The sequence below is a fragment of the Hymenobacter psoromatis genome (assembly GCA_001596155.1).
Classification (GTDB): Bacteria; Bacteroidota; Bacteroidia; order Cytophagales; family Hymenobacteraceae; genus Hymenobacter.
This window is the reverse complement of sequence record CP014771.1, coordinates 3,335,427-3,352,810: the sequence shown is the minus strand read 5'-3', so window position 1 is coordinate 3,352,810 and position 17,384 is coordinate 3,335,427. Positions and strand designations below refer to the sequence as shown.

Here is a 17,384-nt window from a genome sequence, read left to right as displayed (position 1 = left end):
ACTTTTTCTTCTACGAATACTTTTTATCCCATAAAGAAAACTCCCTGTTGGACAAGCAATTGCTTGTCCAACAGGGAGTTTTCTTTATTCCAGTGGCAGTGCTGGATTGTATAAGTACTATACGGCCGGGGAGAAAATTTCTATATCAGCCAAAAACCAGGTCCTAGAAGAACTTCGAGCGGTTGTCCTGCACCTTGGCCTGGGCCTTAATGGCTTCGTAGATGAGGCCGTCCTGGCGCTGCTGGCGCTGCTGCGTCAGCTGCTGGCGCACCAGTTTCATATCATTGGGGGTAGAGGGCAATACGCTGGTGGCTTCTACTACCAGCACGCCCTGTTCGCCCTGGATGGGGGCCGACTTCTGGCCGGGTTTCAGGGCGAAGGCGCGGCCCACGGCTTCGGGCTCGAAGCCCACGCCGGGAATAGTGCCCTGGGCCTGGGCTACGCCCGTGGCGGTTTGCACCACCGCGCCGTTGCCGGCTGTTTTGGCCAAGTCTTCGAGCGAGCCGGTTTTGCCTTGCAGCTTCTCCATGAGCTGCTTGGCCTTTAGCTCGTTGCGCACGGCGGCGGTCAGCTCGGGGCGCACGTTTTCGATAGTGGCCGTGCCTTTGGTGCGGGCATCGGTCACGGCCGCGAGCACGTGCAGGTCGCCGATATCAAACTTATGCACGTCGCCCACTTTCGTCTCGGAGCCGCCATCGGGGTTGAAGCCAAAAGCCCAGCGCACGATATCGCGCGAGCCGGGCAGGTTGTTGAGCGTCTGCGCGTCGCGGGTCACAAACTTGGCTTCCTGCTTTTGCAGCGTCTTGTCCTTGGTGGGTAGGGCGCGGAAATCGGCGAGGGTCGTGGCGCTGGCTTGCAGCTGCTCGGCCTTGGCGTAGGCGGCTTCGCGGGTGGCGTCGCTGGGCTGCACGTTTTTCACCACGGTGGCTACCTGGTAGGTCTGGTTGGTTTTGGGCGCCGTCACCTTAATGATGTGGTAGCCAAAGCTGGTTTCCACGAGGTTGGGTAGCAGGCCAGGCGCGCTGACCGCGAACACGGCCTTGCTGAACTCCGGCACCATGCGGCCTTCTTCAAACCAGCCCAGGTCGCCGCCCTGGTCCTTGGTGCCATCGGTGCCAAACTGCCGGGCCATCGCCGCGAAGTCGGCCCCGCCTTTGATTTTATTCAGAATATCCTGGGCCTGCTTTTTGGCGGCAGCCTTTGCTTCGGGCGTGTTGCCGGCGGGCTTGATGAGGATGTGGCTGGCGCGGGCGGCGGGCTTGGTACCGGCCTTGGCCCCCGTTACCTTGTAGATAGCCAGCGAGTTATTATCCACATACGGGCCGTACACCTCGCCTACTTTCAGGGGCAGCTGCTGGCGCAGCTTCTCGGGCAGCTCGGCCGGCGAGAGGTAGGCGTGGTTATAGGGCTGGTCCGAGTTGGAGCGCACGAAGAGCGAGTCGTTGGGCGCGGTGCGGAACTGCTGGGCCAGGCCGGCCACGCTCTGGCGCAGGGCGGCGCTGTCTTCTTTGGTCGCCACCTCGGGCACCACGATGTACTCGATGCTGCGGCCATCTTCCACCTTGTAGCGGCTTTTGTGGCGGTCGAGGTAGTCCTGCAGCTGCGCGTCGGTGGGCTTGAAAGCCGAGTCCGACACGCTGGTGTAGGGCACGAACAGGTAGCGGAAGCTCGCCTTCGCGTTCTGGGCCTGGTCGTAGTACTTGGCTTCGGCGGTGGTCACGTACACCGAGTTCTTCAGCAGGGCGTTGAACTTGTTCACCGGCCGGTCGAAGTCGCGCAGGCTCGTCTCAAAGTTGTGGAACGCGGCCTGGGCCTCGGGCGGCAGCTTGTCGAGGTTCTTGAGGTAATCGATGAGGCGGGCGCGGTCAAACTGCCCCGTCTTGGGGTCGGTGAAGGCCTGCTTGATGGCGGGATTGGGATTATCACCCTGCACCATGTCCACAGCCTCGTCATCGCCCACGCTCAGGCCCAGCTTGTCGATTTCGGGCTGGAAGGCGCGGCGGTACAGCAGCTGGTTCCAGGTTTGGTCGCGCAGGTAGCCCAGCGCCTGCTCATCGGGCGGGCGGCCCTGCTGGTTGGCAAAGTTCTGCTTGGCTTGTTCCAGGGCGGCGTTGAATTCGGGTAATTCAATCTTTTCGCCGTTCACCACCCCCACCACGTTGCCGTCGCGGCCAAAGAGGTGATTCTTCCCCCCAACCAGGTCGCCGCCCACTATAAAAAGGAGCATCCCGACGGCGACGGCGCCCACGGCTACCCCCGATTTTTCCCGTATTGTGTTAATTAAAGCCATTTACGTTGCTTGTTTCTGGTTCCTGGTTCGTAGTTCCTGGTTCATTGTTTCTAGTTGCTGGTTAACATCCAAACCAGCAACTAGAAACAATGAACCAGGAACTACGAACCAGGAACAAATTTTCCTAATCTCAAAAAGAGGCGCAAAATAACCATAAACCCGCCGAACTATCAAGCGCCTACCCCCCTACGCAGGTCCGAAGTGGGCTCAGGGATACTAGCGGCGCTTCTTATTTTTTTTTGGGGCGGGCTTGTTTAGCTCGGCCACTTGCTTGGCTACTTCAATCTCCTTGGCCCGGCGGGCTTCCTGCTGCCGCCAATAATGTAAAGGCATCCAGCAAGCCAGCGAAATCATGAATATCCAATAGTTGCCCACCAGGTCTTTCTGCAAGATGGTCTGGTACACGCCGATAACGAACGCTACCACGCCAAAGGCAAAAAGCACGGTGCGCACCAGGGATTTATCGAATTTCATGGGTTAATGACATTGATAATAAGTTGAACAAGGAACATCATGCTTCGCTGTGTGCAGCATGATGTTCCTTTTCACTCCTGGCTATTTTCCCAGCCGCTGGGCTTCGGCCAGGGTGAAAACTCCTTTGGGCCGGTGAATGCCGTAGCGCGAGAAATTCTGGTTGGCGGTGAGGCCGTAGCCGGTGAGCACTTCGGTGGGCGTTTGCACGCGCACGAACATATCGCTGTCCGTATATATTTTCTGCTGGCTGACGTTATAAAACAGCTCTTCGGTATTGAGCTGCTGCTTCTCGGGCACGTTGGCTACCTTCACCGCGCCGCGCAGAATATAGAGCTGCTTGGCATTATCAAACTTCGCCCACCTGGCCTTAATAGTATTCACGACGATTTTACCCGGCTTGTCATACACCGTGACGATGGCACCCTTGGGATATAGTCGGTCGCTGTTCTCAAAAACCTGTTCCAGCGGCGCGGTCAGCCGAATGTGCAGCCGCGCCGAGTCGCTGAGCAGCGTCACCACGTTTTCCGTTTCGAGTTGCGGGCCATTGTAGATAATGCGCTTCACCACATCATCTTTCTGGTGGCAGCCCGCGGTCAGCAGGCCCGCCAGCAGCAGGCCGGCCACGCCCCTACCCCCCCACCTGGCACCCAAGCGGCTCACTATTGCAGGCGCCGCTTAATAAACCAGCGGTTGCTGAGGGTGGCACCCACTTGCACACGCAAGTAATTTTCGCGCACGTTGCTCGTGCCGTTGTCGCCATAGAGATAGCTTGTATTGCCCCGGATGCCGTAAACGAAGGCCAGGTTAATAACCGTCGATTCGAGGGGGGTAGCCGTGGGCAGCGGAAACGCGAAGCCCCAGTGCACGGCCCGGTCGTAGAGGCGCTGGCCAAGCGGCGCATACGGCATCTGGGCCACGCTGAGGCCCACGCGGTACGTCACGCGCTGGAAGTAGTGCTCCACCGAGCCAGGGTCGGGCGTTAATTCGCCGCCGCCCGCCACGCGCCAGGTATTGCTGAGGCCCGCCGTCGAGAGCAGGCTAAAGGAGTTGAACTTGGACCACTGCTGATACGACCCATCGAGGCTGCCCGACCAGTTGCTGCCGTTGTCCAGGGTCAGGCCCACCTGCGAGAGCGCGGGCACGATGGTGTTGCCCGAGTCGTCTGAGAGCTGCGTGACAGGGCCGATAACCGCGCCATTCTTGGGGTCGCGCTGCTCCGTAATGCGCTGCCGCGAAGCCTTCAGGTTGGCCTGGAACGTATGAACGCCGCCCACGTTCAGATTCATGGTTTTGCCCACTTTGTGGCGGTAGTGCGCCGATGCCCGAAACAGGAAGTCGGAGTAGCGCAGCAACTCTTCATCCGCCACCAACTGCTGGACGGCGATGGTGGGAGTAGCAATGGCCGTAGCCGTCGTTTGGTCGATGGTGCCAAACACATACGAGGCGCTCGCGCCAATATTTAAGTCGCGCAGCACATGAACGCCGTGGGCAAAGTAAGCTTCCGAAAGGCCGCCCGTACCCGTGTACTGCCGGTAGGCCAGGGCGCCGGGGTCGCCGTTGACCACGCCGGTGTTGGTGGCCTGGTAATCGACGGCGCTGTAGGGCTTGAGGCCGATAGCGGCACCCCAGCGCTTGTTGAGCGGCACCGCCAGGGCCAGATAGCCCAGCGTACCCGAATTAGCATGGTTCGAGGTAGCCGCGTTACTCACCGTTTTCACCTGGGCGCTGAAAGCTGCCTCCCAGGTAGTGCGGGGCGTGTAAGCCAGCAGCGCGGGATTCAACTCGTTGACGTTACCTGTGTTAGGCGCGGCCAGGCCGACGCCGCCCATACCTAGCTGGCGCACGCCGCCGTAGTTGCCCGCGTAGTCGCCCAGGCCTAGGCGCGAGTAAGGCGAGTTGCCGAGCCCCTGCCCCAGCGCCGAGCCGGCGCACAGGGTAGCAACGGCCGTCAGCAGGGCCCCGGATAGTTTTTTAGTCTTCAACATTATAGCGTAAAATCTTATCCAGACCCAGCAGCACCAGTTCTGGCATGGCAAAGATACGGCCGGCCAGCGGCGTGAGGGCCGCCGCCAGGTACGCAGCATCGCCGCCGGTCAGGATTACTGTCAAATCGGGGTAGTGCTGCTGGTACTCGGCCACCCGGCCGCGCACCTCGGCGGCGGTGCCGCCCACTACCCCACTCAGCAGCGAAGAGGCCGTGGAGCGGCCAATTAGTTGCACCGGCTCGGCGGCCGGCGGCAACTCTATCAGCGGCAGCCGGCCCGTGAACGTGTGCAGGGCCTGCAAGCGCATGCGCAAGCCCGGCGCGATACTGCCGCCGTGGTAGGTGCCATCGGCCGTCACGAGGTCTAGCTTCAGGGCCGTGCCCGCATCGATAACAAGCAGATTTTGGTCGGGATAGTGGCTGGCAGCTCCCACGGCCCCGGCCAGCCGGTCGGGTCCCAGCGTGTGGGGGGTAGCGTAGGCATTGCGCAACGGCACCGGCGTGAAGCCCGACCGAAAAGGCAGCACCCGCGCCAAGCCATTAAGCGCTGCCAGCTCAGCCAGCCAGGGCTGGGTAGCAGCCTCCTCAGCCACCGACGACAGGATGGCCTGCCGCGGCTGCGTCCGCTGCCATAGCGCCGCCAGCTGCGCCGGCGTGGTCAGCACGCCGCTTTCGCGGGCACCTTCCGGCCCAAACAGCCCATATTTTAGTGCGGTATTGCCAAGGTCGAGGGCAAGCGTCGTCATTCTTTGGTTCCTGGTTTTTAGGTTCCTGGTTCCTGGTCTGAACAATAACTAGAAACCAGGAACTAAGAACCAGGAACTTACATGAAATACTTCAAGCGGATAACCTCCTGCTCACTCAGGAAGCGCCATTTGCCGCGCGACAGCTCTTTCTTGGTGAGGCCCGCGTATTGCACGCGGTCCAGGGCAACTACATCGTAGCCCAGGTGCTCAAAAATGCGGCGCACGATGCGGTTGCGACCCACGTGCAGCTCAATACCCACGAAGTGCGGGTTGCCGGCCACTACGGCCACGTCATCGACTTCAGCCTTGCCGTCTTCCAGCTCCAGCCCGGCGGCAATCTGGCCCAGGTGCTCGGCCGTGAGCGGCTTGTCCAGCTCCGCCTGGTAGATTTTCTTATTCTTGTGTGAAGGGTGCGACAGCTTTTGAGCCACCTCGCCATCGTTGGTGAAGAGCAGCAGGCCCGTGGTGTTGCGGTCGAGCCGGCCCACCGGAAAAATGCGCTCCTTCGACGCCGTAGCTATCAGCGACATCACCGTTTTGCGGCCCTCGGGGTCGTCGGTAGTCGTGATAAAATCCTTGGGCTTATTCAGCAGCACGTACACCAGCTTCTCGCGGTTGAGGTTGGTTTTGCCATACTGCACCGTGTCGGTGGTCTGCACTTTGTAGCCCATTTCGGTAATCACCTCGCCATTGACCCGGATTTCGCCGGAAGCGATAAGCGCATCAGCTTCGCGGCGCGAGCAAATGCCCGCGTTGGCGATGTAGCGGTTCAGGCGCAGCTCTTCATTGCCAAAATCTTCCTCACTGGCCCGGCGCTTGTTGCCGCGCGTTTTGTCTTTGTCGTAGTGCGTGAGGTTTTTATAATCGGGTGCCTGACCCACGGTGTCGCCCGTGCGGCTCTTATCGGTGCTGCCGTAGGAAGTGCCGCGGCGTGGGCCGCTCTGGGCTTCGCGCATGGCCTCGCGACGCTCGCGGAACGTGCCACTGCTCGTGTTGGCTGGGCGCTCGCCGTAGCTGCGCGGCTTGCCAAAGGCACCTTCGGTATGTTCGCGAGCTGGGCCCCGGTCGTTGCCATAGCTGCGGCGGTCGTCACGGCCGCCTGCCTCGGGGCGGGCGTCGCGGCTGCCGTAGCTATCACGGCGGTCGCTACCCCCCCGCTCGCCGCCGAAGCTGCGGCGCTCGTTGCCTTCGCCGGTTGCGGGCCGGCGGTCGCCGTAGCTGCTGCGGCGGTCGTCGCCACCGGGCCGGCCGCCGGTTTCGCGGCGGGGCGCGCGGTCGTCGCGGCGGTCCGAGCCACCTTCGGGGCGCGGGCGCGGGGTCGTATCGCGTTCCTCAAACGAGCGGCGCTCGTCGCGCCCCGTGTACACGGGGCGGTCGCTGGCCGGCGTTACGGGCGTGCCGTCGGGATTGGTTTTGATAAACTTGCGGTTGCGCTCGCCCTGACCACCGCGCGGCACGGTCGGCTTGCCTTCGTAGCGCACCGGCTGGCCCTGCCAGATGGGTTTGGGGGGGTAGGCGGGGCGCTCGCTGCGCTCTTCGCGGTTGTCGCGGCGCTCGCCGCCTTCGCTGCTCTGCTCGGGACGACGAGGCCGGGCATCGCGGTCGCCACCAAAGCTGCGCTTCTCGCCGGGACCGCCGCGCTCAGACTGGTCGCCGCCAAAGCTGCGAGCCGGACGGTCGCTACCGCCACTGGGCCGGGCGCCACCAAAGGTGCGGGCCGGGCGGTCGGGACGGTCGCCACCGAAACTACGCTTTTCGCCATAGCCACCGCGCTCGGGCCGGTCGCCACCAAAGGTGCGGGCTGGTCGGTCACTACCGCCACTGGGCCGGTCGCCACCAAAGCTGCGCTTCTCCCCGTAGCCGCCGCGCTCGGGCCGGTCGCCGCCGAAGCTACGCTTCTCGCCAAAGTTGGGCTTGTTGAAGCCGCCGCCGCCACTGGGCCGGGAGCCGAACTTGCCGCCGCCTTGCCCAAACGTAGGCCGGGAGGGCGAGTAGCCTTCGCCGCGGCCGTCGGGCCGGCTGCCTTTATAGTTGCTGCTGTTGCCGCGGGGCGCGTTGCCACCGCGGGCATCGCCGCTTGGCCGACCGGTGCCACCAGCCGCGCCGCGCCGGCCTGGTTTATCCTCCGAAGAATGTTGCTTGCCCATGTTAATTTATAGGGTTATCTAATGCTGGCTTATAGTCCCGCGCCGCCGGCGCTGGTAAGTGCTACCCCTGCCCAATGGGCAAGCGGTAAAAAAAGGGCCGGACCCGCCGACCGCCGCCGAAGCGCCGGGTGCGGGTCCGGACCAATATACGTAGTGGTGCCTAGTCGCGACGGGCCAGCTTGGCCTCAATCGAGTGCTGGGTGTGCGGCACTGCGCGCAGGCGCTCCTTGGGGATGAGCTTGCCCGTGCCAATGCACACGCCGTAGGTGCCATTTTTAATGCGCGTCTGCGCATTCTCTAGCTGCTGAATGAACTTCATCTGGCGCGAAGCCAACTGGTTTAGGCTCTCCTTCTCGGCAGTTTCTGCACCGTCTTCGAGCACCTTCAGCGAGGCCGCCGTGGTGTCGGTGCCCGACTCGTTGTTACGGGTCAGCGTCTCCTTGATGAAGGACAGCTCCTTGCGAGCTGCCGTTAGCTTATCCTGAATAATGTGGTCAAACTCAGCTAAGTCTTCCCGCGAATAGCGGAGGTTTTCTTCGGACATCGAAAAGCAGGTAATAAAGTAATAAATTAAGAGCAGCAGGCAAATAGCCTGGCAAAACCAACGCCCTGCTAACCCAAAAAGTTTAGCAGCACCGGTAGAGCTTACTTCGCCAGGAAGCGCGCCGAACTGATTTCGCGGGGGCAAAGGTAATTAGTTTCAGCGGCTTTGCTTCGCCAGCTACACCGTGGCCTCAGAATCCGAGCATTTGAATGGCCGCTACCGCAGCATCCACGCCCTTGTTGCCGTGCCGCCCGCCGGCCCGGTCCCAGGCCTGCTCCAGCGTGTTGGTAGTTACCAGGCCAAATATCACCGGCTTATTATACTTTAGCCCGACCGTAGTCAGGCCCTGCGCCACGGCGTGGCAGATGTAGTCGTCGTGCTTGGTGTCGCCCTTGATTACTACCCCCAGGCAGATAACCGCATCCATCTCGTCGTGCTGCGCCAGCAATTGCGCCCCTAGCGTCAGCTCGAAGCTGCCGGGCACGGTATTGCGGAAGATATTTTCCGGCTGGGCTCCGTGTTTCAGCAGCGTCTCGTAGGCACCGTTGCTGAGCGTATCGGTCAGTTCGCGGTTCCACTCGGCCACGACCAGGCCAAAGCGCTTTTCACTAATGTCGATGAAGCCAGCGCTGTCGTAAGTGCTCAGGTTTTGGAGGGCAGTAGCCATAAAATCGCGGATTTTGCGGATGAAGCGGATTTCGCGGATGCGACCGGCGCGAGCGGGGCCCCGCCTTTTCGCTATTCTCCGGGTTGGGTATAAAAGGGGGGGGTAGGGTTCGCTAAATAGCAACGGCGCTTCCCACGATAGGAAAGCGCCGTTGCGGTTTCGAGCGTTCTATAACGTGTGCTTACTGGCTCAGGCCGGCTTTGCGCTGACGCGCTTCGCCGGCTTCTTGGGCCGCCGGGTAGTCGTTCAGAATGCGGTCGTACGCCTTGATGGCGCCGGCATTATCCTTGGCTGCTTCCAGCGCGATGCCCTGCTTGAGCACATAGCCCGGCGAGAAATACTCGTTGGCATTGTGGTCGGCCGCCTTGGCATAGAGGTCGGCGGCGTCCTTGGGTTGGTTAAGCTCGAGTTTGGCATCGCCCATCAGCGCGTAAGCCCGCGACTGCACCAAGTAATCACCCGAGCTGAACTTGTTCAGATAGTTGTAGGCATCCTGAAATTTATTTTGCTTGAGCGCGGCTACACCGGCGTAGAAGTCGGCGAGGTTGCCGGCTTTCGTGCCGCTATACTCAGTCGCTACCTTGTCGAGGCCGGGGTGCTTGCCGTCGCCCTTCGTAGCCTTGCCAAGCGAGTCAGCCTCCCAGTAGTCCACCGCTTTGAACATGGCGTTTTGCGCCTGCGCATTTTGCTCCGTGCGCCAGTAGTTGTAGCCAAACGCGCCCGCGATGGCCGCCACTACCACCACCAGAATACCCAGCAGCACGTTCCGGTTGCGCCGCACAAAATCTTCCGATTCCACCAGGCGCGCCGCCAGGGCATCGGGGTCTTCAAGCAACGGATTTTCGGTCACGTAGCTTTCTTCGGCCGGAGCCAGCGGGTCGGCCGAAACCGGACGAATGGGCTGACGGGCTCCCGGCGTTTTGCCGGTAAATGGAATTTTAGACATGGGGGTAGGTAGCGCCGCGCCGCGTGGCTTTTGCAAGCCTGGCCGCACAGGAGGCCACCCGGCTACGCAAGCAAGGGGCCGGGTTGATAAAAATTAATCGTGGATATACGGATAATCACTCTGCACGTACACATCGTGGTACAGCTCAGCCGCATCGGGGTAGGGCGAATTCTCCGCGAATTCAACCGACTCCTGCACCCGGCCTTTAATGCGCTCATCAATGGCCGTCAGTTCTTCCTCCGTCGCCATGTGGTGCGTGAGAATAGTGTGGCGAACTGATTCGATAGAATCGCGGTGGCGGTATTCTTCTACCTCCTCCTTGGTGCGGTACTTGGCGGGGTCACTCATCGAGTGGCCTTTGTAGCGGTAAGTTTTGAATTCCAGGAACGTCGGGCCTTCGCCGCCACGGGCGCGCTCGGCGGCGCGGGCCACCGCGTTGTGCACGTCCTCCACGTTCATGGCATTCACGGGCTCGTTCGGCATCTGGTAGCCTTCGGCGATGATGTGCAGGTCGGTCACGTTGGAGGTCCGCTGCACCGAAGTGCCCATCGCGTACCCGTTGTTCTCCACCACAAAAATCACGGGCAGCTTCCACAGCATGGCCATGTTGAAGGCCTCATGCAAGGCACCCTGGCGCACCGCGCCATCGCCCATGTAGCAGATGCACAGCTTGCCGGTCTTGTTATACTTCTCGGCAAATGCGATGCCGGCCCCCATCGGAATCTGGCCGCCCACGATGCCGTGGCCGCCCATAAACCCAACCTCCTTGTCGAACATGTGCATCGAGCCGCCTTTGCCTTTCGAGCAGCCCGTGGCTTTGGCAAACAGCTCGGCCATGATGGCATTGGGCGATGTGCCGAGGGCCAGCGGGTGCGCGTGGTCGCGGTAGGCGGTGATGTACTTATCACCTTTCTCCAACGCCGACACGGCCCCGGCAACGCAGGCTTCCTGGCCAATATATAGATGGCAGAATCCTTTAATTTTTTGCTGACCATAAAGTTGGCCGGCCTTCTCCTCAAACTTGCGCATGAGCTGCATCTGCTCATACCACGCCAGGTAAACTTCTTTCGAAAACTCCGGTTGGTCGGGTGAGGTAGCAAGGGGCTCCTTGTTAGTATTGTCACCAGCGTGCGCGTCGGGCAATACTTCGACCGCCGGTTGCGTCGCGGTTTCAACGCCGGTTCTGGCGTCAACTACCTTCGAGGGCTGGCCTTTGGCACTTTTACTACCGTTGGCACCAGCCTTCGGCGCATCCTTTACTTTTGACTCCGCCATAATTCGGGGTATATAATTTCGCGTTGGGAGGGCGAAATTACGTAATTCTGCCCGTACTCCCACCCCATCGCCTCGAATGACGCTCGACCAGCTCCACCTGCTTTTTTTCAAGAATTACGAAGAAGCCAGCCTGGCCTTCGGCCCCGGCATCAATTGCTTTATCGGGGATAATGGCAGCGGCAAAACCAACCTGCTCGACGCCATTTACTACCTGGCACTTACTAAGAGCGCTTTTGCCAGCGCCGATGCGCAGGCCATTAAGCAGGGTGCCGATTTTTTCGTGGTTAAAGGCAGCTTTTCTACGCCGCCAGCCGAGCGGACCGCAACCATCCAGGTTAGCCTGCGCGTGGGGCAGAAGAAGACTATTACGCACGATAAGCAGCCCTATGAGCGCCTGGCCGACCACATTGGCCGCTACCCTGCCGTGCTCATATCACCCTACGATACCGACCTCATCAGGCAGGGCAGCGAGGAGCGCCGACGTTATTTCGACAGCCTCCAGTCGCAGTTAGACCACGAGTTCCTGGAGCTTCTTATCCAATACAACGGCCTGCTGCGCCAGCGCAACGCCACCCTCAAGCTAAGTGGCAGCAGCCAGGGTTTTGATGCTCTTTACCTACAGTCGCTCGACGACCAGCTTGCGCCGTTGGGTGAGCGGCTGGCCGCGCTGCGGGCTGAGTTCGCTACGCAGTTCGTCCCCGTTTTTCAGCGGCACTATTTGCAGCTGGCCGATGGGCGCGAGGAAGTTTCGCTGGATTACAAGAGCCAGTTGACCGGCCAGAACTTTCGCCATCTGCTGCTGGCCAACGAGCGCCGCGACCTGGCTTTGCAGCGCAGCACTACCGGCCCTCACCGCGACGACTTCGTTTTTCTGATGGATGGACTGCCGGTGAAGAGCTACGCCTCGCAAGGCCAGCAGAAGTCGTTTGCCATTGCCCTCAAGCTTGCGCAATTTGAGCTGCTGGCCCAGCGCCCCCAGAACGCGGGTTCAGCACAGACCAAGCCACTGCTGCTGTTAGACGACATCTTTGACCGCCTCGATGACAAGCGCATCGCGCGGCTCCTAGAGCTGGTAGCCGACCACACGTTTGGGCAAGTCTTCCTCACCGACACCAACCTGGAGCGCACCAACCGCGCCCTAGCGGGGGTGAGTAGCGCCATTCGGCAGTTCGAGGTGCGGGCCGGAAACGTACGGGCAATTTGACTTTCGGGCACCCGCTTCGCCGGTGCCAAGCCGTAATTTTGGAGTACGCAATACCGCTTTGCCACGCACTTTTTCTGAGGGCTGGCGGCGGATATTTGCAGCCATAAGCCGTGAAAAAACCCAGCCTCTCCCCTACCGCTCGCCGGGCCGACACTATCCCGCTGAAGGAAGGCCTGGAGGCTCTCGTGCGGGCCTACCGATTAGGCGGCAAGCTCAACGAAGTAACCGTAGTTGCCAGCTGGGAGCGCGTGATGGGAAAAGCGGTGGCCCTCAAAACGCAGGAGGTATACGTGGCCAAAGGCAAGCTGTTTGTACGGCTCTCGTCAGCCCCGCTCAAGCATGAACTGGTGATGGCAAAGACGCGCGTGCTGGAAATGCTGAACAAGGAAGTAGGTGCTCAAGTAGTAAGCGAGGTAGTTTTCCTCTAGCTCTCCGATAACCCCACCGCGAGCCATTTCCTGCCTCTGATTTTCTGGCGGCTGTTACCTCCTCACTCTGTTTCCTACCCACTTTAATAAGGTTAAGGCTTCCCGTAGTCTTTTCCTTGTCAACAATCGCGCGCACATTGTCAGCCAACTGCGAAGCCATTTCGCAACCCCACCCAACTGTCATTTCTGGCTAGCGCTCGCTTGCAAAGAGCCTTGTCGTATTTGGGTTTGTAACCCGGCTATCTGAACAGGATGGTTCTGGACAGAACAAAAATGTTTCACGTGGAACATTTTTGTTACTTCGGGCCATACACTGTCAGCAACAGCTCATTGTAGGCTTCCAGCAGGGCAATGTATTTCGTTTGCAGGGCTAAAAGCTGCTTTGAGGGGTCTGAATCGGAGGAAACAGCGGCTGTTACACGTGGTGTTACAGTATTTGTAACATTAGAACGGACAGATTGTGTTACAAAAGACAGAACTGATTGTTCGTTAATTGTAAAATCTTGAGAAAAATCGTGTCCGATAATAAGACCAACGTTTTTTACAAAATTAGCGCCAAGTGTATCATCCTTGAATTTACGGTAGATAGTCGGACGTGTAATACCGAGCTCCTCCACGATGCGCGTGATGGAAATACCGCTGTTTTTGATAGCTTCTTGCAGTATTTCGCCTTGATGCGGCATAGTTGGGGTAGCAGTTTATGATGATGCTACAAAGATGACGCAGACGATAGTGTAAACCAAATGGTTTTACAAATAAGAAGCGTTACTAATGCCCATAAAGAATGTGACATGCAAGCCCTTTGCAATTAACAGTGTAACAATCTGCATTGTTACACTGTTAATTGTAAAGGGCTTAATGCATTACACCTCTTTGGATAGCAACGCGAGTAGCTGGTCGGGATAATCGGTGGTGATGCCGGTTATTCCCCATTCCAGGGCCAGGGCAAAATCTACCGAGCTGTTCAGCGTCCAGGGCACGAGCCGTAGGCCAGGATAAGCGCCTTGTAGCGCTTGTACTGTCTCAGTGGACAGTAGCTCGAAGTCGGGGCCGTAGGTGTCCGGCACAAAGCCCAGCTCTTCAAACAAGATGGCCGCTGGGGTGAGGCTCTCATTGAGCAGGCACAGCGCCTGGTGGGGGGCCTGCGCCCGCGCCGCTTGGAGAATCCGCGGGTCGAAACTCAGCAAAGTGGTGCGCTCGGCCACGCCGGCAGCTTGCAACTCGGCCAGCACCAGCTCGACGAAAGGCAGGGGGGTAGGGTGGAAAATATTGTCGCCGGCGGGGCTGCTTTTTACCTCAACGGCGTAGCCTACGCTGGGGCGACCAGCCAGACGGCAGGCGCTTTCAACGGCCTGCAATACGTCGCGCAGCAGGGGGCGGTAGGTGGCTACGGGTAGCTGCTTGGGGAAAGCCGCCAGCGGTAGCTCGCCGACCACGCACCGGCGGATAGTGGCGTAAGGCATCTGGTAAAGATTATAGGCGCGCTCTTGCTGCGGGCTAATAGGCTCCCCGCTGGGGCCAGTGCCCAGGCGGGCCGATAGCCAAGGCTCGTGAGCTACTACTACCTGCCGGTCGCCGGATATTACTACGTCCAGCTCCAGCACATCAACGCCCAGTTCCAACGCGTGCAGGAAGGCGGGCAACGTGTTTTCGGGGCGCAAGCCGCGGCAGCCGCGATGGCCGTGTACTTCGGGCCGATGGCCTTGCGAAGGGGGGGTAGGAAGGAATGCTGGCATAGGCCATTGTACGCGGGCAAGGGCGCGGGCAGACGGCTGGCCAGTAGCTTTGTGGCTGATTCTAAGTCGCCCTACCCCCCTTTTTCTGTTCAATCCTTTTCGATGAAGCGAATACTTTTACTCCTCCTGGTGCTGGTGGTCGTAGCTGGTGGCTACTACTATTTCAACAGCCGCAAAACAGGGCCAGACTACGCGCTGCTGCAAGCGGTAGCGGCCACGCAAACCCACGACCTGGCCACATTTGAGCGCTACGTAGATATCAATAGCGTGACGAGCCACCTGGTGGATGATGTAGCCGGCCAAAGCTCCATCCTGACGGCGCTGGTACCTGGTGGTGGCCTGGCGCTGCGCGGCGGCCTGAGCCTGTTGAAGCCTCAGTTGGCCAGGGCGGCCCACAACGAGGTGCAGCGCTACGTGGAAACGGGCTCGCTGGAAGAGGCGCAGGCGGCCGCGCCAAAGCGCTTAGTCAATATCTCTTTCCTGGGCCTGGCGGGGCGGGTGGTGGGGCCGGACAGCAAGTTCAAAGGCATCAAATACACGACTGACAAGGGTAACGAGGCGCTGGTAGGGCTGGAGTTTTCGCAGCCGCGCTACGATACCACAATGGTGGTGGAGGTGCAGCTATTGAAGCAAGCGGATGGCCACTGGCAGGCCAAACAGATTACGAATACTGGTGAGCTGGTTAAGGGCGTGGCTCGCCTGGAAAAGCAACGGTTGGTGAAGTAGTAGCGCATCCCAGCTAGCCATTAAAAAACCCTTAGCTCGATAAGCTAAGGGTTTTTTAATGGCTAGCTGGGGTTACAACCAGCTAGTTGCTACGGCCGGAGAACAGCAGGTAGATGATGGAACCGACAATGGGGAAGAACCAAATGATGGCGCCCCAAAGGAGCTTTTTGCCCAGCGACCAGTCTTGCTTGAGCAGGCTGACAACCGCGTAGATAGCCAGAACCAGGTAAACAATGCCCGCGATGCTGAGCGAGCCGCTATTGTTGTAGCGGCTGCAGCTGGTGGCAAAAATCAGCAAAAGCGGCAGCAAGGAAGCTGGCGATAAGCGGCGGGCGATGGTGGAGAAGCGTTGCATAAGCAGGAGCGAAAGAGTGAGGTGTTCACGCCTTTACGCAGATAAACGAAGGATGGTCGTTAATTATAGTTAAAAACCTGATTAACAAGAGCTTAGAATCTAAAACTTCCTACTTGTTGGACAAACTCCGGGACTACCCCCGGAATGAGGGCAATAATGAGCAGCACGCCGAAAAGCGCGCCGTAGAAGTGGGCATCGTGGTTAACGTTGTCGCCTCGGCGGCGGCCCATGTACCAGGAATACGCCAGGTAGAGGAAGCCGAAAATGAAGGGCTGAATGGGGAAGGGAATGGGGAAGATGATGATGCCGCCGCCATTCCTATTGACGGGAAATAGCAGAATGCTGGCGAACAGCACCGACGCTACCCCCCCCGACGCACCCAGGCTGCGGTAGCCGGGGTCGTCGCGGTGCTGGAAGTAGGTAGGCAAATCGGATAGGATAATGCCGCCCAGATAGAGCAGCAAAAACAGCCCTACCCCCGCCCCCGGCCCGTAGCCCTGGGCCAGCGTGGACAGGACCACCGGGCTGAAGGAGTAAAAGGCAAACATGTTGAAGAGCAGGTGCGCCCAGTCGGCGTGTAGGAAGCCGGAGGTGAGCAGGCGGTACCACTGGCCGCCGGAGCGGGCCATGACGTAGGGCTCCATTATCCAGGCGCGCACGAGCTCGGGCTTGGACCAGGCGTAGGCGGAGATGGCGACCGTGAGGCCGATGAGAATCAGAATGGGATTAATTTGCATAAGTAGGCGGATGTGCGGTAAGCTTTAGCTTGCTGGGGGTAGCATAGGGCAAGCTTTAGCTTGCTGGAATTAAGAAGTGGAAGTAGGCGAGTCGCGGCAAGCTTAAGCTTACCGCACATTTCTCACGACTCGCGCTCCAGCAGCTGCAAAGCCAGCTGATGCAGGGGCTGCTTGCGGGCTACGAGCGCTCCTACCCGCTCCAAATGCTGCAAGGCAGCCTGGAAGTAATCGTTGATGAGCGCCTCGGTCTGGGGGCGAATTTCCAGCTCATCGTAGAGGGCGCGCACGGCCTGCACCTTGGCCTCAGCATCGGGCACGGGCTGGCCGATATGGCGGGCCAGAGCGGCGCGCTGGGTGGCGTTGGCCTGGGCCTGGGCGGTGAGCAGGAGGAAGGTTTTCTTGTCGGAAATGATGTCGCCGCCGACCCGCTTGCCGAAGGTGGCCGCGTCGCCATACACGTCGAGTAGGTCGTCGCGCAGCTGGAAGGCCAGGCCGATGTCGGTGCCGAACTGCCGCAAGTGCTCGGCATCGGCGGCGCTGGCGCCGGCCAGCACGGCCCCCAGCTCCAGGGCAAAGCCGAGCAGCACGGCCGTTTTCAGCCGAATCATGTCCAGGTATTGGGCGATGGTGACGCTGGTCTCGGTTTCAAAATTCATGTCCCACTGCTGGCCCTCGCACACCTCGGCGGCGGTTTGGGAGAAGCGGCGCAACACCGGCGGCAGCAGGGATAGGGCCACGTTTTCGACCAGCAGCTCGTAGGCGCGCACCAGCATCACATCGCCCGAAAGAATGGCCGTACTGGCGTTCCAGCGCTCATGCACCGTGGGCTGGCCACGCCGCAATGGGGCCTGGTCCATGAGGTCGTCGTGCACCAGGGTGAAGTTGTGGAAGACCTCGGTGGCCAGCGCGGGCTTCACCAGAGGCGCGAGGTCATCGGTAAAGAGCTGGCCGCCGAGCAGCGTGAGCAGCGGCCGCAGGCGCTTGCCACCCAGGCCCATAATGTAGCGAATGGGGTCGTAGAGGGTGGCGGGCTGCTGGCCGTAATCAAGCGCTGTCAGGGCTTGCTGGAGGAGGGCGGAGAGGTCGGTTTGCACGGGGGCAAAGGTACCAGTAGCGCGAAGTTTC

Annotated in this window: 17 protein-coding genes; 3 read left to right on the top strand and 14 right to left on the bottom strand. The window is 60.0% G+C overall.

Annotated elements, in window-relative coordinates:
- Positions 1-163: 163 nt before the first annotated feature.
- From A0257_14240 to A0257_14195, 10 genes are all read right to left on the bottom strand, one after another.
- A complete protein-coding gene (locus A0257_14240; protein ID AMR28132.1) occupies positions 164-2,290 on the bottom strand; it encodes a peptidylprolyl isomerase in 2,127 nt (708 codons plus the stop codon).
- 216 nt (positions 2,291-2,506) lie between these two features.
- The gene (locus A0257_14235) at positions 2,507-2,764 is read right to left on the bottom strand and encodes a hypothetical protein (protein AMR28131.1); all 258 of its coding nucleotides are present in this window, start codon (positions 2,762-2,764) and stop codon (positions 2,507-2,509) included.
- An 81-nt stretch (positions 2,765-2,845) separates the two neighbouring features.
- Positions 2,846-3,388 carry a hypothetical protein gene (locus tag A0257_14230; GenBank protein AMR28130.1) on the bottom strand — a complete coding sequence of 181 codons (543 nt, stop codon included), beginning with the start codon at positions 3,386-3,388 and terminating at the stop codon, positions 2,846-2,848.
- A 35-nt stretch (positions 3,389-3,423) separates the two neighbouring features.
- On the bottom strand, positions 3,424-4,749 hold the full coding sequence (locus tag A0257_14225) for a hypothetical protein (protein AMR28129.1): 1,326 nt from the start codon (positions 4,747-4,749) through the stop codon (positions 3,424-3,426).
- Positions 4,736-5,494, bottom strand: a complete 759-nt coding sequence (locus A0257_14220; GenBank protein AMR28128.1) for a hypothetical protein — start codon at positions 5,492-5,494, stop codon at positions 4,736-4,738. Before A0257_14220 ends, A0257_14225 begins: the two co-directional genes overlap by 14 nt.
- Before the next feature lie 77 nt (positions 5,495-5,571).
- Positions 5,572-7,641, bottom strand: a complete 2,070-nt coding sequence (locus A0257_14215) for a hypothetical protein (protein AMR28127.1) — start codon at positions 7,639-7,641, stop codon at positions 5,572-5,574.
- A gap of 160 nt (positions 7,642-7,801) precedes the next feature.
- Positions 7,802-8,185 (bottom strand): molecular chaperone DnaK, encoded by a 384-nt coding sequence (locus A0257_14210; GenBank protein AMR28126.1) that lies wholly within the window; start codon positions 8,183-8,185, stop codon positions 7,802-7,804.
- Between the two features lie 190 nt (positions 8,186-8,375).
- Entirely contained in the window at positions 8,376-8,852 is a 477-nt protein-coding gene (locus tag A0257_14205; protein AMR28125.1) for a 6,7-dimethyl-8-ribityllumazine synthase, read from the bottom strand.
- Between the two features lie 181 nt (positions 8,853-9,033).
- The gene (locus tag A0257_14200; protein ID AMR29778.1) at positions 9,034-9,702 is read right to left on the bottom strand and encodes a cytochrome C biosynthesis protein; all 669 of its coding nucleotides are present in this window, start codon (positions 9,700-9,702) and stop codon (positions 9,034-9,036) included.
- 189 nt (positions 9,703-9,891) lie between these two features.
- The gene (locus A0257_14195) at positions 9,892-10,941 is read right to left on the bottom strand and encodes a pyruvate dehydrogenase (acetyl-transferring) E1 component subunit alpha (protein AMR29777.1); all 1,050 of its coding nucleotides are present in this window, start codon (positions 10,939-10,941) and stop codon (positions 9,892-9,894) included.
- Between the two features lie 208 nt (positions 10,942-11,149).
- Here A0257_14195 and A0257_14190 point away from each other — a divergent pair, with 208 nt between their 5' ends.
- Both A0257_14190 and A0257_14185 read left to right on the top strand, forming a co-directional pair.
- On the top strand, positions 11,150-12,277 hold the full coding sequence (locus A0257_14190) for a DNA recombination protein RecF (protein ID AMR28124.1): 1,128 nt from the start codon (positions 11,150-11,152) through the stop codon (positions 12,275-12,277).
- 110 nt (positions 12,278-12,387) lie between these two features.
- A complete protein-coding gene (locus A0257_14185) occupies positions 12,388-12,705 on the top strand; it encodes a hypothetical protein (GenBank protein AMR28123.1) in 318 nt (105 codons plus the stop codon).
- Between the two features lie 863 nt (positions 12,706-13,568).
- Here the strand turns inward: A0257_14185 and A0257_14180 are convergent.
- Positions 13,569-14,441 carry a hypothetical protein gene (locus A0257_14180; GenBank protein AMR28122.1) on the bottom strand — a complete coding sequence of 291 codons (873 nt, stop codon included), beginning with the start codon at positions 14,439-14,441 and terminating at the stop codon, positions 13,569-13,571.
- A 129-nt stretch (positions 14,442-14,570) separates the two neighbouring features.
- Between A0257_14180 and A0257_14175 the strand changes: the two genes are divergently transcribed.
- A complete protein-coding gene (locus A0257_14175) occupies positions 14,571-15,167 on the top strand; it encodes a hypothetical protein (GenBank protein ID AMR28121.1) in 597 nt (198 codons plus the stop codon).
- 82 nt (positions 15,168-15,249) lie between these two features.
- Here A0257_14175 and A0257_14170 read toward each other — a convergent pair whose 3' ends face one another.
- The 3 genes from A0257_14170 to A0257_14160 form a co-directional block, all read right to left on the bottom strand.
- A complete protein-coding gene (locus A0257_14170; GenBank protein AMR28120.1) occupies positions 15,250-15,522 on the bottom strand; it encodes a hypothetical protein in 273 nt (90 codons plus the stop codon).
- A 92-nt stretch (positions 15,523-15,614) separates the two neighbouring features.
- Positions 15,615-16,259 carry a rhomboid family intramembrane serine protease gene (locus tag A0257_14165; protein AMR28119.1) on the bottom strand — a complete coding sequence of 215 codons (645 nt, stop codon included), beginning with the start codon at positions 16,257-16,259 and terminating at the stop codon, positions 15,615-15,617.
- Between the two features lie 122 nt (positions 16,260-16,381).
- On the bottom strand, positions 16,382-17,353 hold the full coding sequence (locus A0257_14160; protein AMR28118.1) for a geranyl transferase: 972 nt from the start codon (positions 17,351-17,353) through the stop codon (positions 16,382-16,384).
- Between the last annotated feature and the right edge of the window lie 31 nt (positions 17,354-17,384).

Coding starts and splice junctions, on each gene's coding strand:
- A0257_14240 (AMR28132.1), bottom strand. CDS start 2,290: ATGGCTTTAATTAACACAATACGGGAAAAATCGGGGGTAGCCGTGGGC.
- A0257_14235 (AMR28131.1), bottom strand. CDS start 2,764: ATGAAATTCGATAAATCCCTGGTGCGCACCGTGCTTTTTGCCTTTGGC.
- A0257_14225 (AMR28129.1), bottom strand. CDS start 4,749: ATGTTGAAGACTAAAAAACTATCCGGGGCCCTGCTGACGGCCGTTGCT.
- A0257_14220 (AMR28128.1), bottom strand. CDS start 5,494: ATGACGACGCTTGCCCTCGACCTTGGCAATACCGCACTAAAATATGGG.
- A0257_14215 (AMR28127.1), bottom strand. CDS start 7,641: ATGGGCAAGCAACATTCTTCGGAGGATAAACCAGGCCGGCGCGGCGCG.
- A0257_14210 (AMR28126.1), bottom strand. CDS start 8,185: ATGTCCGAAGAAAACCTCCGCTATTCGCGGGAAGACTTAGCTGAGTTT.
- A0257_14205 (AMR28125.1), bottom strand. CDS start 8,852: ATGGCTACTGCCCTCCAAAACCTGAGCACTTACGACAGCGCTGGCTTC.
- A0257_14190 (AMR28124.1), top strand. CDS start 11,150: ATGACGCTCGACCAGCTCCACCTGCTTTTTTTCAAGAATTACGAAGAA.
- A0257_14180 (AMR28122.1), bottom strand. CDS start 14,441: ATGCCAGCATTCCTTCCTACCCCCCCTTCGCAAGGCCATCGGCCCGAA.
- A0257_14170 (AMR28120.1), bottom strand. CDS start 15,522: ATGCAACGCTTCTCCACCATCGCCCGCCGCTTATCGCCAGCTTCCTTG.
- A0257_14165 (AMR28119.1), bottom strand. CDS start 16,259: ATGCAAATTAATCCCATTCTGATTCTCATCGGCCTCACGGTCGCCATC.